Annotated in this window: 18 protein-coding genes and 1 tRNA gene; 13 read left to right on the forward strand and 6 right to left on the reverse strand. The window is 63.4% G+C overall.

The window, feature by feature from the left end:
• Window positions 1-42: 42 nt before the first annotated feature.
• The 12 genes from M2341_RS11150 to M2341_RS11205 all read left to right on the forward strand — a co-directional run bounded on the left by M2341_RS11150 (window position 43) and on the right by M2341_RS11205 (window position 9,496).
• The gene (locus tag M2341_RS11150; protein ID WP_181559983.1) at window positions 43-630 is read left to right on the forward strand and encodes a NifU family protein; all 588 of its coding nucleotides are present in this window, start codon (window positions 43-45) and stop codon (window positions 628-630) included.
• A gap of 49 nt (window positions 631-679) precedes the next feature.
• A complete protein-coding gene (gene tsaB, locus M2341_RS11155) occupies window positions 680-1,342 on the forward strand; it encodes a tRNA (adenosine(37)-N6)-threonylcarbamoyltransferase complex dimerization subunit type 1 TsaB (protein ID WP_264585280.1) in 663 nt (220 codons plus the stop codon).
• Window positions 1,342-1,836 (forward strand): GNAT family N-acetyltransferase, encoded by a 495-nt coding sequence (locus M2341_RS11160; RefSeq protein ID WP_264585281.1) that lies wholly within the window; start codon window positions 1,342-1,344, stop codon window positions 1,834-1,836. Before tsaB ends, M2341_RS11160 begins: the two co-directional genes overlap by 1 nt.
• Before the next feature lie 109 nt (window positions 1,837-1,945).
• Window positions 1,946-2,365, forward strand: coding sequence for a MucR family transcriptional regulator (locus M2341_RS11165; RefSeq protein ID WP_181559985.1), 420 nt, complete (start codon window positions 1,946-1,948; stop codon window positions 2,363-2,365).
• A gap of 135 nt (window positions 2,366-2,500) precedes the next feature.
• Window positions 2,501-2,932, forward strand: a complete 432-nt coding sequence (locus tag M2341_RS11170) for a Fur family transcriptional regulator (RefSeq protein WP_181559986.1) — start codon at window positions 2,501-2,503, stop codon at window positions 2,930-2,932.
• Window positions 2,933-3,658: a lysophospholipid acyltransferase family protein gene (locus M2341_RS11175; RefSeq protein ID WP_264585282.1), complete on the forward strand. Its 726-nt coding sequence runs from the start codon at window positions 2,933-2,935 to the stop codon at window positions 3,656-3,658.
• A gap of 50 nt (window positions 3,659-3,708) precedes the next feature.
• Window positions 3,709-5,058, forward strand: coding sequence for a tRNA (N6-isopentenyl adenosine(37)-C2)-methylthiotransferase MiaB (gene miaB / locus M2341_RS11180; protein ID WP_264586034.1), 1,350 nt, complete (start codon window positions 3,709-3,711; stop codon window positions 5,056-5,058).
• A 114-nt stretch (window positions 5,059-5,172) separates the two neighbouring features.
• Window positions 5,173-6,207: a rod shape-determining protein gene (locus M2341_RS11185; protein WP_264585283.1), complete on the forward strand. Its 1,035-nt coding sequence runs from the start codon at window positions 5,173-5,175 to the stop codon at window positions 6,205-6,207.
• Between the two features lie 97 nt (window positions 6,208-6,304).
• Window positions 6,305-6,700 (forward strand): nuclear transport factor 2 family protein, encoded by a 396-nt coding sequence (locus M2341_RS11190; RefSeq protein WP_264585284.1) that lies wholly within the window; start codon window positions 6,305-6,307, stop codon window positions 6,698-6,700.
• 321 nt (window positions 6,701-7,021) lie between these two features.
• Complete coding sequence (locus tag M2341_RS11195) at window positions 7,022-8,017, forward strand: PhoH family protein (RefSeq protein ID WP_264575570.1); 996 nt, start codon at window positions 7,022-7,024, stop codon at window positions 8,015-8,017.
• On the forward strand, window positions 8,010-8,552 hold the full coding sequence (ybeY, locus tag M2341_RS11200) for an rRNA maturation RNase YbeY (RefSeq protein WP_264570673.1): 543 nt from the start codon (window positions 8,010-8,012) through the stop codon (window positions 8,550-8,552). Before M2341_RS11195 ends, ybeY begins: the two co-directional genes overlap by 8 nt.
• Window positions 8,553-8,560: 8 nt before the next feature.
• Entirely contained in the window at window positions 8,561-9,496 is a 936-nt protein-coding gene (locus M2341_RS11205; RefSeq protein ID WP_264570674.1) for a hemolysin family protein, read from the forward strand.
• 45 nt (window positions 9,497-9,541) lie between these two features.
• Here the strand turns inward: M2341_RS11205 and M2341_RS11210 are convergent, their stop codons facing one another.
• The 5 genes from M2341_RS11210 to yajC form a co-directional block, all read right to left on the reverse strand.
• Window positions 9,542-10,069, reverse strand: coding sequence for a hypothetical protein (locus M2341_RS11210; RefSeq protein ID WP_264585285.1), 528 nt, complete (start codon window positions 10,067-10,069; stop codon window positions 9,542-9,544).
• A gap of 169 nt (window positions 10,070-10,238) precedes the next feature.
• Window positions 10,239-10,619: an Mth938-like domain-containing protein gene (locus M2341_RS11215; protein ID WP_264585286.1), complete on the reverse strand. Its 381-nt coding sequence runs from the start codon at window positions 10,617-10,619 to the stop codon at window positions 10,239-10,241.
• 34 nt (window positions 10,620-10,653) lie between these two features.
• Window positions 10,654-11,628, reverse strand: coding sequence for a protein translocase subunit SecF (gene secF / locus M2341_RS11220; protein WP_181559995.1), 975 nt, complete (start codon window positions 11,626-11,628; stop codon window positions 10,654-10,656).
• Between the two features lie 12 nt (window positions 11,629-11,640).
• Entirely contained in the window at window positions 11,641-13,239 is a 1,599-nt protein-coding gene (secD, locus tag M2341_RS11225) for a protein translocase subunit SecD (protein ID WP_264585287.1), read from the reverse strand.
• 6 nt (window positions 13,240-13,245) lie between these two features.
• Entirely contained in the window at window positions 13,246-13,578 is a 333-nt protein-coding gene (gene yajC, locus M2341_RS11230; protein WP_181559997.1) for a preprotein translocase subunit YajC, read from the reverse strand.
• A gap of 303 nt (window positions 13,579-13,881) precedes the next feature.
• Between yajC and M2341_RS11235 the strand changes: the two genes are divergently transcribed.
• Window positions 13,882-13,958, forward strand: a tRNA-Pro gene (locus M2341_RS11235).
• Between the two features lie 268 nt (window positions 13,959-14,226).
• Here M2341_RS11235 and M2341_RS11240 read toward each other — a convergent pair.
• Window positions 14,227-15,429 (reverse strand): acyltransferase family protein, encoded by a 1,203-nt coding sequence (locus M2341_RS11240; protein WP_264585288.1) that lies wholly within the window; start codon window positions 15,427-15,429, stop codon window positions 14,227-14,229.
• Window positions 15,430-15,525: the final 96 nt, after the last annotated feature.

Below are 15,525 nucleotides of genomic sequence, written 5' to 3' on the forward strand. Positions count from 1 at the left end.
CGCGCGTTCAAGCCGGCCTCCGTCCTTCGCGCGAGAGCCAGCATGTTCATCGAAACCGAGCAGACCCCCAATCCCGCAACCCTGAAGTTTCTGCCGGGGCGCCCGGTCATGACCTCGGGCACGCGCGATTTCGCAAGCGCAGACGAGGCGACGGCCTCGCCGCTCGCCGAAGCGCTGTTCAACCTCGGGGATGTGACCGGGGTGTTCTTCGGCCGGGATTTCATCTCGGTCACGGCAGCGCCGGGCGTTGCGTGGAGTTCGCTGCGCACCGACGTAATCGCGATCCTGCTCGACCATTTCTCGGCGGACATGCCGCTGTTCGCGCCGGGCACGGCGCACGATATCCGCGTTCCGGCGGAGAATGAGGACGATGGCGCGATGCCCGGCGACGACCCGGCCGACGCCGATATTGTCGCGCAGATTCGCGAATTGATCGATACCCGCGTGCGCCCCGCCGTCGCCAATGATGGCGGCGATATCGTCTATCGCGGCTTTGAGCGCGGCACTGTCTTCCTGCGGATGCAGGGCGCCTGCGCCGGCTGCCCTTCTTCGACCGCGACACTCAAGAACGGCATCGAGCAGTTGCTCAAGCATTATGTGCCGGAAGTGACCGAAGTCCGGGCCGTCTGAGCCGATCGATGCGCCGGATCGTTCCCCCACGCGCACGATGAGCCAGCCCTTGGCGCAGCGCACGCTCATTATCGATTGCGCCACGCCGGCGCTCTCCATCGCCCTTTTCGATGGCGACCGGTTGATTGAGGCGACGCATCGCGAGTTGGGGCGCGGTCATGCCGAAGCGCTGCTGCCCGCTATCGCTGCGCTGCCCGAGGGCGGCCGCGCTGACGCCATTCTCGTGGACATTGGCCCCGGCAGCTTCACCGGTGTGCGCGTGGGGCTGGCTGCCGCGCGCGCGCTGGGCTTCGCATGGCAGGTGCCTGTTTCCGGCTATGGCTGCCTCGATCTGGTTGCCGCCATCGCCCGTGCCCAGCTCGGGCCGACAGAGCCGTTCGCGGTAACGATGGTCGGCGGACATGGCGAAATCTTCTGGGCGGAAGCGGCATCGCCCGTCACACCCGACAGGCCGCCCCTCACCGTCCGATCCACGCCAATCGACGAACTGGCGGCGTCTCTCAACGTCGGCCTGCTCGTCGGCTCGGGCGCCCAGACGCTGGTCGATGCCGGCGCGCGGGGTCAGGCCGTTCCGTTGCTTCCCGATGCCCGCGCGGTGTTCCGCCTGCCGGTCACGCAGCGCACCCGCCCGCCGGTGCCGGATTATGGGCGCGGCGCAGATGCCAAGCCCATGGCTGCCTCAAGCAAGCCTAGACCAGCGCCGGTTCGCTGATGCAGGACAAGGAGGCGCTCCGCATCGTGGCCAGTCTCGATCCTTGTGTGGACGAGATCGGCGCCGCCATGCAGGTGATGTCGGCCGCCTTCCCACCGGAATTTGGCGAAGCATGGTCCTCTGCGCAATTGATGGGCATGATGCAGTTGCCCGGCTCCATTCTGGTGACTGGCTACACCCATGCCGAACCGGTCGGCTTCGGCCTGATCCGCAGTATTGCCGGCGAAGCGGAGCTTCTTTTGCTTGCCGTCCATCCGGATCATCGTGGGCGGACACATGGCCGCCGATTACTTGATCGCTGTATGACAGAGGCCGAGGGAACCGGCGCAGAAACAATTTTTCTGGAAGTGCGATCAGGGAATCCAGCTCTTCATCTTTATATCAAAGCCGGCTTTCATCAGTATAATGTTCGACTTAACTACTATTGTGGATCGAACGGTTCCCGGTTTGATGCTTTGAGTTTGAAACTCGTTTTGGGACAGTCAGCGCCCTGAGTCCGAAACTTCTCTTGCGCTCATCGTTCAATCCCCATAATGTTTAATGGTAGAATATAGCCTAAGAATAGCGATTCTACGGGTCGCAAGTTGATAATGGGAACTTCATATGTCCGATACTAACGCTCAAGACGAAGTGCTGATCACGCTCACCTCGGATATCGTGGCTGCCCACGTATCCAATAACAGCGTGGCTGTGTCGGACGTGCCGACGCTGATCCAGAATGTTTACAGTGCGCTGGCCGGTCTTCAGCAGGACGTCCCGCCGCCGCAGCCCAAGCAGGAGCCGGCCGTATCTGTCCGTTCTTCGATCAAGCCCGATTACATCGTGTGCCTGGAAGACGGGAAGAAGCTGAAGATGCTTAAGCGGCATCTCATGACCCATTATCAGATGACGCCGGAAGACTATCGCGCCAAGTGGGGCCTCCCCGCTGACTATCCGATGGTCGCGCCCAACTATGCCGAACAGCGCCGCACGCTGGCCAAGAAGATCGGTCTCGGCACCACGCGCAAGCGCGGCCGCAAATAATCCCGCGCCCCGCGCGCGAATACAAAAATCGAACGATGCCGCCTTTGCACAAGGGCGGCATTTTTCTTGTCTGCCAATCGTCAAAAAGCCGAAATTGCGGGTTCCAGAACGGGTAAATTCAGCTACACAGTCCCCATGTCCCGGACGATCGACATAGAAGCGCTGTGCGCAGAGCGCGGCCTGCGCATCACCGAGCAGCGGCGCGTAATTGCCCGCGTGCTTTCCGAAAGCGAAGACCATCCCGATGTGGAAAAGCTGCACGAGCGCGCCTCCGCGATCGACAGCAATATCTCCATCGCCACGGTGTATCGCACTGTGCGCCTGTTCGAAGAGGCAGGCATATTGGAACGTCATGATTTCGGGGATGGGCGCGCGCGCTATGAGCCGGCGCCAGAAGCCCATCACGATCACCTGATCGACGTAGAGTCGGGCAAGGTCGTGGAGTTCGTGGACCCGGAGCTGGAGCAGCTCCAGCGCCAGATTGCCGAGAAGCTGGGCTATCGGCTCGTGGATCACCGCATGGAGCTCTACGGCGTCTCGCTCGATCGCGATCGCAGCAAGGACTAAGTGAGCCGCCTGCGCGCGCTCGCGAGGCTTGCGCGCCTGATCGGCGTCGTCATTGCCTACGTCATCCCGCATCTTCTCGCCCGGCGCCGCGGCGTTTCGCCCTGGCCCCAGCGCTTTCTCGCGCGCGCCGCGCACGCGACGGGCTTTGACGTCCGCATCGAGGGCACGCCCTTGCTGCACGATGTGTTCTTCATCGCCAATCATGTGAGCTGGATCGACATATTGGCGCTGGGCGGCGCCACGGGGGCCGCGTTCATCTCCAAGGATGATGTCGCGCGCGCGCCCATCGTTGGCTGGCTCGCCGCGCAGAACAATACCGTGTTCATCACCCGCGAGCGGCGCGGTGCCGTCGCCGGGCAGATCGACGCCGTGCGCACCGCACTGGCCGCGCATCAGCCCATCGCGCTGTTCCCGGAAGGGACGACGGGGGATGGCCAGTCTCTACTGCCCTTCAAGCCGGCGCTCTTTTCGGTTCTTCTCCCGCCGCCCCGCTCGATCCTCATCCAGCCGGTCGTCATCGATTATGGCGCGGGAACCGATCTCGTCGCCTGGAAGGAGGGCGAGAGCGGCATCGCCAATGCGCTCCGCATCCTCGGCGCGCGTGGCCGGCGCACCCTGACGCTGCGATTCCTCGATCCATTCGATCCCGGCGATCATCCCGATCGCAAGGCGCTGGCCGCCAGCGCACGCGCGAGGCTTGCCGAGGCCATGGGCCTGCCCGGCTGAACGGCAGGCCCCGCAGCGCCCTGCCCTTCCCCCCTCGTCCTAACGGCTGTATAGGCGCGGGCATGACCCAGACCCCACCCAAGACCTACCATGTCAAATCCTTCGGCTGCCAGATGAACGTCTATGATGGCGAGCGCATGGGCGAGTTGCTGGCGGCGCGCGGCATGACAGCGGCAGGCGATGGCGCGGAGGCGGATCTGGTGGTGCTGAACACCTGTCACATCCGCGAGCGGGCGGCCGAGAAGGTCTATTCAGACATTGGCAGGCTGCGGCGGGAGGATGGCACGCGCCCGATGATCGCGGTCGCCGGCTGCGTGGCGCAGGCGGAAGGGTCGGAAATCACCCGGCGCACCAAGGCCGTCGATATCGTCGTCGGCCCGCAGGCCTATCACCGCCTGCCCGGCCTCATCGACGATGTGGTTGCGGGTCGCGAGGCCGTCGATACGGACATGCCGGCCGATTCCAAGTTCGACATATTGCCGGGCCGCGCGCGCCGGTCGGCGCCATCCGCCTTCCTGACGGTCCAGGAGGGCTGCGACAAGTTCTGCACCTATTGCGTCGTGCCCTATACGCGCGGCGCGGAAGTCAGCCGCCCTTGGAACGCCATCATGGATGAGGCGCGCGCGCTGGTCGATGCTGGCGCCTGCGAGATCACCCTGCTCGGCCAGAATGTGAATGCCTGGTCCGGCGAAGACGACGCCGGTCGCCCGCAGGGGCTGGACGGCCTCATCCGCGCGCTGGACAGGTTGCCCGGCCTTGCACGCATCCGCTACACCACCAGCCACCCCAACGACATGACGCAGGCGCTGATCGACGCCCATGCCGAGGTGCCGGCGCTGATGCCGTTCCTCCACCTGCCGGTGCAGGCCGGCTCGGACCGCATCCTCAAGGCCATGAACCGCAGCCACAGCCGCGACTCCTATCTGCGCATCATCGAGCGTGTTCGCGCCGCGCGGCCGGACATCGCCCTGTCGGGCGATTTCATCGTCGGCTTTCCAGGCGAGACCGATGCCGAGTTCGAGGAGACGCTGAGCATCGTCAACGAGGCGCGCTATGCGCAGTGCTTCAGCTTCAAATACAGTCCGCGCCCGGGCACGCCCGCTGCCGATATGGAAGGCCAGATCGCGCCAGAGGTAATGGACGAACGCCTCAAGCGCCTGCAGGCCACGCTGAACGTTCATCAACTGGCGTTCAATCAGGCCAGCGTCGGCCAGCGCACGACCATTTTGCTGGAGCGGAAGGGGCGGCACCCCGGCCAGCTCATCGGCAAGACGCCCTGGCTCCAGTCGGTCCACATCGATGGCACGAGCGCGGCCATCGGCGATCTGATCGCGGTGGATATTCTCTCGGCCGGCCCCAACAGCCTCGCCGGCGCGCTCGCCAGTCCGCTTGCCGCCTGAGGTGGGCGGGCGCGGGCAACGGTCCCCTGAAAACACCGCTTCACCTCTTTGCAGAATACGCCACCGTGCCCGCGCGGCATGTGAACGGCTTCACTCAGTGACGATCTCGAGGGTATGAAGTTTTCCCGCTTTTTCAGCTTTTCCGGCCATGATCTCGCCATCGATCTGGGCACCGTCAACACATTGGTTCACGTCGCCGGCAAGGGCGTCGTCCTGAACGAGCCGTCCGTCATCGCGATCGAGACGATCGCGGGCGTCGGCCATATCAAGGCCGTCGGCAATGAGGCCAAACTGATGCTGGGCAAGACGCCGGAAGGCGTGCGCGCCCTGCGTCCGCTGCGTGACGGCGTCATTGCCGACATCGAAATCGCCGAGCAGATGATCAAGCATTTCATCGACAAGGCGCTGGGCAGTGCCCGCATGGGCCGCAACCGCGTGGTAGTCGCGGTGCCCTCGGGCGCGACGATGGTGGAGCGCCGCGCAATCCGCGACGCCACCTCGCGCGCAGGCGCTGCCGACGTGCAGCTCATCGAGGAGCCAATGGCGGCGGCAATCGGCGCGGGCTTACCGGTGGTAGACCCGATTGGCGCCATGGTCGTCGACATTGGCGGCGGCACCACTGAGGTGGCCGTGCTGTCGCTCAGCGGCATCGCCTATAGCGGTTCGGTCCGCGTCGGCGGCGACAAGATGGACGAAGCCATCTCCTCCTACGTCCGGCGCCATCATAATCTGATGATCGGCGAGATAACGGCCGAGCGCGTCAAGCAGCAGATCGGTAATGCCATGACGCCCGACGGCGCCGGCATAGCCCTGGGCGTGCGCGGACGCGATCTGGTCAATGGCCGCCCGGTCGAAATCGAGATCAGCGAAGCCCAGATCGCCGAGGCCCTGCGCGAATCGATCAACCAGATCGTCGGCTCGGTGATGACCGCGCTGGAGGAGACCCCGCCGGAGCTGTCCGCCGACATTATCGACGAGGGCATCACCCTCACAGGCGGCGGCGCGCTGCTGCGGGGCATGGACGAGGCCATTGCGGTCGCGACCGGCTTGCCCGTGAAGATCGCCGAAAACCCGCTGATGTGCGTGGCGATGGGCGCTGGTCGGGCATTGGAAGATTCGATCTACGACGGCGTGCTCGCCCCCGCCTGAGGCTCTGCGTCCGAGCAGGTGCCGGCGCGCCTTCCAATCGCCATTTTAGCTGTCGGTGGAACCCGCTAGTCCTGGGCGACACTGCTGGGGAGAGGACATGGCGCAACCCACGGAAGCCGCCGCGCTCGCGGCCAACAAGCAACTTGTGCTGGCGATGTGGCACGACGTCATCGACGGCCGCAACATCGAGGCTGCGGGCAAATATGTCGCGCCCGATTACATCCAGCATTCGCCCGGCATCGGCCAGGGACTGGCAGCACTCATCGCCTTCCTGCGCACCGAATTTCCAGACATGCAGCCGTTGGAGCCCGGCCCCTATCCGCTGACCCGGTTCGAGTTCGTCCTCGCCGAGGGCGACCTCGTCCAGCTCATGTTCCAGCGGCATTTGCCGGACCCGCACGATCCCGCGCGGCTCACGCCGGTCTGGTGGTACGACACCTATCGCATTCGCGATGGCCTGATCGTGGAGCATTGGGATTCGGCGCACGGCTAAGGGGCGTGCCGCAAAGAAGCGAGTGCCGGCCATTCAAGATCAAAATTTCGAAACGGCGATAGCGCCGACTTTGGATTTTTCCATCGTCATTCCCGCGTGCGCGGGAATGACGAGAAATACTCGTCCCCCCTCACACCTCCCAGGGAAACCGACCCCGCCGCAAGATCACACCCGCGCCCTCACCCAAACCGCCGCCCCTCTTTTCACCTCAAGGTCGAGACTTCCCGCTTGTCGCTCCCCCCGCCCTTCTGGCATGAAGCTTGGCAATGACAGACACTCTCATCGCGCCCCGCGCCCTGAGTCGACCGCTTGGTCGCCCGCTTGCCTAAGCGCCCCGTGCCCGCCCAGGCCGGAGAACGGGCCCGCCTCGAACTGGTCTTCGACAAGCCGTTTCTGCTCGGCGCCTTGTTCGGGGAATATGACCAGAACCTCGTGGCCATCGAGAACCGCCTCGGCGTGTACATCTCCGCACGGGGGAACAAGCTGCAGATCGAGGGGAATGCGGAAGGCGCCGCCCGCGCGCGCGATGTCCTGCAGGGGCTCTATAATCGCCTCGCCGCCGGCCAGACGGTCGACAGCGGCGCGGTGGAGGCGGTGATCGCCATGTCCGCCGAGCCGACGCTCGATGGCATCATCCGGCATGATGTGTCGGAGCCGCCCAAGGTGATGATCCGCACCCGCAAGAAGACCATCGTGCCGCGTTCGGCCAATCAGGGCGTCTATATGGACGCGCTGGCCCGCAACGAGCTGATCTTCGCCCTCGGGCCGGCCGGCACCGGCAAGACCTATCTCGCCGTGGCACAGGCAGTGAGCCAGCTCATCACCGGCTCTGTGGACCGCCTGATTCTTTCGCGCCCCGCCGTCGAGGCCGGCGAGCGACTGGGCTTCCTGCCCGGCGACATGAAGGAGAAGGTCGACCCCTATCTCCGCCCGCTTTACGACGCCCTCTACGATACGCTGCCAGCCGAGCAGGTCGAGCGGCGCATCGCCTCGGGCGAGATCGAGGTCGCGCCGCTCGCCTTCATGCGCGGCCGCACACTCGCCAATGCCTTCATCATCCTCGATGAAGCGCAGAACACCACCATCGCGCAGATGAAGATGTTCCTCACCCGCTTTGGCGAAGGCAGCCGCATGGTGATCTGCGGCGACCCCAAGCAGGTCGACCTCCCGCAGCCGGGTGCTTCGGGCCTCGCCGATGCGGTCGAGCGGCTGGAGGGCATTGAAGGCATCGCCGTCACCCGCTTCACCACGGCGGATGTGGTGCGCCACCCCATCGTCGGACGGATCGTCGCGGCTTATGAGGGTCCGAATGCTTGAGGTGCTGACCGAGGCCAGCCCCGAATGGGCCGAGAAGACCGACTGGAACGCGCTCGCTGATCGGGCGGTGCGGGCCGCGCTCGCGCAAACTTCGCAATCGGTAATCATCGACAGCGATGCTTGCGTCGAACTCTCCATCCGGCTGGCAGACGATGCCGAAGTCCAGCAGCTCAACGCCTCCTTCCGGGGAAAGGACAAGCCGACCAACGTCCTCTCCTTTCCGATGATCCAGAGCGATCTCATAGAATCCATCGAAAATAGCGACGATGGTGAGGTGCTGCTCGGCGACATCATCCTCGCCTACCAAACCTGCGCCCGCGAGGCGCTGGAACGCGCGGTTTCGCTGGAAAATCACGCGACACATCTCATCGTTCACGGCACGCTCCACCTGCTCGGCCACGATCATGAAAATGATGCCGAGGCCGAGGCGATGGAGCGCCTTGAAATACGAGCCCTTGAAACGCTGGGCATTGATGATCCATATGGGGATCGCGAGCCCGGCATGACCGGGCCGATTGACGAAACAGGGAATTGATCCAGAAGATGTCGGAGACATCCGCACCGTCCCCCTCCAAAGAGGGCGACAGTAGTAGTAGCAGCGAAGGCGGACGAATATGGCAGGGCCTCAAAGCCCTGCTTTTCGGCGATAATGGATCGACCAGCCTCAGGCACGAGCTTGAGAGCGTCATCGAGCAATATGACGATCAGGAAGATGAGACGTCCCGCAAGGGCGACCTCACCCCGATCGAGCGTCAGATGCTCCGCAACATGCTGCATTTCAGCGAGCATACGGTGGACGATGTCGCCGTGCCGCGCGCGGACATCATCGCCATTTCGCAGGACGCCAGCTTTACGGAGCTGATGGCGCTTTTCGCGCAGGCCGGCCACAGCCGCATCCCCGTCTACAAGGACACGCTCGATCATGTCACCGGCATGATCCACATTCGCGATGCCTTCGCCATTCTGGCACGCGGAGAAGCGCATCCGGAGTCGCTGGAGACGCTGATCCGTCAGCCGCTCTATGTGCCGCAGAGCATGGGCGTGCTGGACCTGCTCGCCGAAATGCGCGCCAAGCGCACGCACCTCGCCATCGTGCTCGATGAATATTCCGGCACGGACGGGCTGCTGACCATCGAGGATCTCGTCGAGGAAATCGTCGGCGATATCGAGGACGAGCATGACGAGGAACCGGAGGCACTGCTGGTGCCGCTGGAAGATGGCATGTGGGATGCCGACGCCCGCGCCGAGCTCGAAGATATCGCCCGAACCATCGATCCGCGCCTTGCCGAGGTCGATTCCGACGTCGACACCATTGGCGGCCTCGCCTTCGTGATCGCGGGGCGCGTGCCGGAGACCGGCGAAATCATCGAGCATGAGCCGAGTGGCTGGCGCATCGAAATCGTCGAGGCCAATCCGCGCCATGTCGCGCGGGTGCGCCTGCATCCGCCCGAGGCACTGGCCGACGATCTGGAGCAGTAGGCCGCGGCTGCCGCGAGGTTCGCCGGCGGCCGGCCTAACGCGATCTTAAGCGGCGCGCGCCGCTGGCCTGGCCATTTCGCTCTCGGCAATCAGACCCGCCATGACCTGTGCCAGCCAGCGCGCATCATCCTCGGCGCGGTGGCGCCGCGCGCGCTGACGATCGGCTGCATCGAGCAGCCGCGTCAGGACGGTGCGGTCCGTATCGTGAAAGAGGCGAAGCTCGGCGAGACAGCGGGTCGGCAGATATGTGGGTTCGCCCGCTGCAGCAAAGAGCGTGCGCGACCACGCATCATCGAAATAGCTGTCGGCAATCACCTCATGCCCAGCCACGGCCGCGCGCAGTTGTCGTGCGACGCATCGGGCATCCAGCCCATCCCGCTCAAGCTGCGCGCGCGAAATGCCGTGCAGGCTCTCGGCTTCCTCGCTCCATTGCCAATCCGCCCAGTCCGCATGGGGGCGGATAAGCCAGGATCGGCTCCAGCCTTCGGTGCTGGCAATGCCGACTTCGATGGGGAAAGACCGGCCATATTGCGGCAGGCAGGACGCTTCAAAATCAACGGCGATGACGGCCATGCGACATACTCACATAAGGAGCTGCCCCATCACGCTCCATCCTCACCCGTACAGGACGCCCGTTGCCGGATTTTGTTCCTGCCTTTTCTGATCCTGGAAACAGGTCTAGCGGACTGAGGTTAAGATTTCGCGTCATGCCCGGCCCTTCGGGCGCAGGCTGGTGGGTCGCTCACCGATGCGGGAGCAGCGCTCCGACGATCTGCCGGTCTTCCTGTCGCAATACGCCCCAGGCGCGCGCCGCCGCGCGGCTGTCCATGGCCTCTACGCCGATCCCCATGGCTTCGATGGCGCGGACGAACGCTGCCGAGGGCCTGATCAGCCTGGATCCAGTGCCGAGCAGCAGAAATTCCGCCGGCGGGTCGAGATCCAGGATGGGGCGCAGCATCTCGACAGTCAGTTGGTCGATGGTCGCCGGCGCGTCCCACGGGACCACGCCAGACGGATCAATCAGGATGCCGCTGTCGAACACATGATCGCGCACGCGAAAGCCGCGCCCGGCAAAGCCGGTGATGACCGGGCCCGCGGGCTTCTCGTCGCGGAGCAGTTCCATGCTCTTTCCTCCCCGCCCGACGGATGCCGCGAGATCAGCGCGGCATCGTCTCGTTCTTGAGGGTCCGCTCGGCGCCAGCCACCTGACCGCCCGCCTTAGCAACGAAGCTGTCCGAGCCGACCTTGGTCCACACCAGCAGCGGCGCGGACATGTACATCGACGAATAGGTGCCAACGAAAATGCCGAACAACATGGCGGCGGTGAAGCCGAAGATCACTTCCGGCCCGAGGAGCAGCAGCACCACCAGTGTGATGATGATCGTCAGCGAGGTCATCACCGTGCGCGCGAGCGTCTCGTTGATCGATAGGTCAAGCAGCGGGACCAGCTCCATCTTGCGATATTTGCGCAGATTTTCGCGGATACGGTCATAGATCACGATGGTGTCGTTCAGCGAATAACCGATGATCGTCAGCAAGGCCGCGACGATGTTCAGGTTGAACTCCATCTGGGTGAGCGCGAACAACCCGAAGGTGAGCGCCACGTCATGGAACAGCGCGAACAGCGCGCCGAGGCCAAACTGCCATTCGAAGCGGAACCAGATGTAGATGGAGATCGCCAGCATCGCGAAGAACATCGACCAGGCACCGGTCTGGAACAACTCGCCCGAGACCTTGCCCGACACGGTGTCGACGCTGCCGAACTTGGCGTCCGGGTGACTCTTGAGGATTGCCGCCTTGAGCCGCTCGGCGGCCTGGTTCGCGGCATCCTCGCCGCCCTCGGGCAGCGACGTGCGGATCGAGACATCCTGGGCCGAGCCGAACTGCTGGATATTCACCTCACCGGCCACGGCTGCGTCGACGGTGCCGCGCAGCGCATCGAGATTGACGGGTTGCGAGAAAGTGACCCGCATCATCTGGCCGCCGACGAAATCGACGCCCAGATTGAGGCCGCGCGTGGCCACCAGGGCAATCGACGCGATGATCGAGATCATGCTGATCGCCATGGCGACATGGCGCCATTTGAGGAAGCCGATGTTGGTGTTGTCCGGGACAAGCTTGAGCAAGCGCATTGGTCTTGTGCCTCAGATCGTCAGTGTCGTCGGCCGCTTGCGCAGCCAGAAGGAAGCGAACAGGCGCGTCACCGTCACGGCCGTGAAGACCGAGGTGAAGATGCCGATGGTGAGCACGACTGCGAAGCCCTTGATCGGCCCGGAGCCGAAGTAGAACATCAAAGCGGCAGCGATCACGTTGGTCGTGTTGGCGTCAAAGATCGCGCGCTGCGCTTCCTTATAGCCTGTCTCGACGGTCTGCATGATGCTCCGCCCCCGTCGCTGCTCCTCCCGGATGCGCTCGTTGATCAGCACGTTGGCGTCCACCGCCGCGCCGACCGTGAGCACGAACCCGGCGATGCCCGGCAGGGTTAGCGTCGCATTGAACAGCGCCATGATGCCGACGATCATCAGCACGTTGAAGATCAGCGCCAGGTTCGCGTAGATGCCGAAGCGGCCATAAGCCATGACCATGATCAGCAGCACCGCAGCCGTTGCCACGCCGCCGGCAATAATGCCCTTGCGGATGGAATCAGCGCCAAGATCCGGCCCGACCGTGCGTTCTTCTACCACCGTCAGCTTCACCGGCAGCTGGCCGGAGCGCAGCGCGATCGCCAGCTGGTTGGCGCTTTCCACGGTGAAGTTGCCGCTGATCTGCGCCGATCCGCCCAGAATAGGCTCGTTGATGTTGGGCGCCGAAAGCACCGTGCCATCGAGGATCATCGCGAACGGCTTGTTCACGTTCTGCTGCGTAGTGCGCGCGAATTTGTTGGCACCCGAGCTGTTGAAGCGGATGCTCACCACCGGCGCATTGGTCTTGGGATCATAGGATTGCTGGGCGTCGATCAGCTCATCGCCCGCCACCATGGTCTGCCGCTTCACCGCGATGACCGGCTGGCCGAGTGGATTGTCTGGATACGGCACAAGCACGCTGCCCACCGGCGCGATGCCACGCGCCAAGTCGGCCGGATTGGCCGTCGTGTCGACCAGCTTGAACTCAAGCTGCGCGGTCTGGCCGAGCAGATCCTTGAGCTGAGCGGGGTCCTGAAGGCCCGGCACCTGCACGACGATGCGATTGCTGCCCTGGCGGATGATGGTCGGCTCGCGCGTGCCCATCTCGTCGATGCGCTTGCGGATGACTTCCGTCGCCACTTCCATGGCGCTCTCGACGGCGGCGTTGATGCCGGCTTCGGTCGGCGTCACGACGATGGTGCTGCCATCACGCACCTGCACATCGAAGTCGCGCTGGCCCGTGAGGCCGGCACCGCGCGTCAGCGGACGGATGCGCTCGACGGCGGCATCCACCTGCGTGGCATCGCGCACCATGAAGCGCAGCGCGTTGCCCTGCGTCGACATCTCGCCAATGGCGATGCGGCTATCAGCCCGCCGCAGATCGACGCGGATCGCTTCCTCGATATTCTGGATGCGCTGGCGGGCCACGTCCTTCGTGTCCGCCTCAAGCAGAATGTGACTGCCGCCGGAGAGGTCGAGGCCCAGATTGACGCGCGCCTGCATGAAGCGCGGCAATTGCGAATAGGTCTGGTCGGGCAGGAAGCTCGGCACGGCATAGAGACTGCCGACGACCAGCGCCACAAGGACGAGCCAGATCTTCCAGCGGGGAAAGTCGAGCATGGCCCGTCAGTCGTTCGCGGGTTTGGCGGTCATCGGATCGACGACATCGCTCAGGGTCGCCTTGACCGCCTTCACCTTGATGCCCTGGCCGAGCTCGACATCCACATAGGTGTCGTCCACGCGGGTCACCTTGCCGACGAGGCCGCCGCCGGTGACGACCTGATCGCCTTTCTTGACCGCGCCGATCTTGGCGCGATGCTTCTTCATCTGCTGCTGCTGCGGACGAATGAGCAGGAAGTAGAACACCGCAAAGATCAGGATCAGCGGGACGAAGCTCATGAAGCTGGCCATTCCGGAAGAGCCCGGTGCAGCGGCGGCGAGTGCAAAAGTTGTGAACATTGCGATCCTTGAGCAGGGCAATCAGCAGATGGATGAACAGCGCGCCCCGCAGATGCGGCCTCACGCACACTGTTTCAAGGGCGCGCGGCTAGCATATCGCCCCGGTGCAGGCAACCGAGATCGCCGGGCACCCTTCCCCCGCGCTGCCGCCGCGTCGCGCGCCGGCCGAGCAAAGCGCGCCGAACAATCGCCCCGTCACCCCGCCCCGCCTGCCGGTCCCCAGCAAAATGAAAAATCATGCGCAAGGAGGCGCCAACGGACCTTGCAACTTCCGTGCGATACGCCTAGGAGCGCACCTCCGGTCGGGACGTAGCGCAGCCTGGTAGCGCATCACACTGGGGGTGTGGGGGTCGGAGGTTCGAATCCTCTCGTCCCGACCAAATTTTCGCCGTTTCCCCGGACGGCCAGGCAGGCTGAAATTAGCCTAGCATTCACATAGTCCATCACAGTGCTCATTGAGCAGCCGCGCTATTAGGATAGCGCCTAAGGATTATCGTCAACACATCGTTCGGCGACACCGGAGCTTCAAACTTTTCTGGCGATGTCACCCAGCCGCATAGCAGTACTGCGCGCTTTACCACCTCAGGCCATCATGCTTCATCACGTCCAGCAAATTGCCCCCTTTCGCCCCCGCTGGTGCCGCAACGTTTAGTCGGATGGCACTGGGCGAGGTGCGCCTTCAGGAGCAGTTTCGCGCTGTTGTCCTGAAACGCGTCGGCTCAGCACGCTCTTAGCCCAAAGCTGCCCCGGCTTTTCCACGAAGCGGTAAGTGATCTCGGCGAACGCGATGACCCCAGCAAACAAAATCAGCGCAAGCACGTCAGCCATCCACGCCCCGCCACCGACATAATTAATGCCATCGATCGACACGACGAGATCGGCTCCCGTGGCTTTCTCCACCGCGCTGAGGACGTTGACGTATCTGTAGAGCAAGAAAGTGTGCACCATATAGATCGAATAAGACAGTAAACCGAGCCTGACAAAGGCAGCCTTGCGCAAAAGCGCGCTGATGGCGCCTCGCTCCCGCGTAAAGATCAACAGGGCGATGAGAAACAGATAGGGTGCGATCAATGTCAGCGCCCCGACGCCGGCGAATGCCAAAAATGCGATGATCGCCCCCACAATCAGCAGCTCGATCAACGTGTCACGCCCCCTCAAATCGAGCTTTTCCACCTGCGCTATGAGATGCCATGCCACAACGCCGAGTGAGAAGCCGTACAGGCAGCGCACAAGCGCACCATCATGGAACGCCTGCATGTAACGGTCGGTGAGAAATGGAAGGGCCAGCGGAGCACAGATCGCGATCGCAATGCATATTGGGATCATAAAGCGAGACGCATAGCGCATCAGGAGGGCGAAGATGAGATAGGTCCACACCTCCGCCGCGATCGACCAGCTAGGCCCGTTCCATGTCAGGTCGTCTGGCCCCACGAATATGCCGATCAGAGCGAGCTGGGCGAACCAAGCATCGATGGTAAACGGGAAAGCGAAGGGTTTCCGGCCTCCCAGACCGGGCATGATAGTGGCGAAGACGATCTCAAAGGTGAGAAAAAGCAGTAGCACGAACAGATGCAATGGAAAGATCCGGCCGAGACGGAGCCATATGAACTTGCCCACCGGAAACCCATCCGCGAGTTTCCGGCCATAGCTGGAGGCAATTACGAATCCGGACAGCACGAAGAAGAAATCGACGAACAGATATCCGTTCTTGACGACCTCAAGCTGCGAGATGTGATTTTCGCCTTTGATGTGGATGCACACGATCACGCATGCAAAGATACCGCGCAGGCTATCGAGCACGACATATCGATGGCGACCCGAAGCCGATGTATCTGAATTCTCCACGGTCATTCGCGCTATCTTAAGGGCAATTCCGCGTCAACCAACGCCCCCCTCGGCCCGTTCCTCTTTCAGTACATCCATGCTTATTTCGGCTAGCTATAGGCA

The sequence above is a fragment of the Sphingobium sp. B7D2B genome (genome assembly GCF_025961895.1).
In the GTDB taxonomy this organism is placed as follows: Bacteria; Pseudomonadota; Alphaproteobacteria; order Sphingomonadales; family Sphingomonadaceae; genus Sphingobium.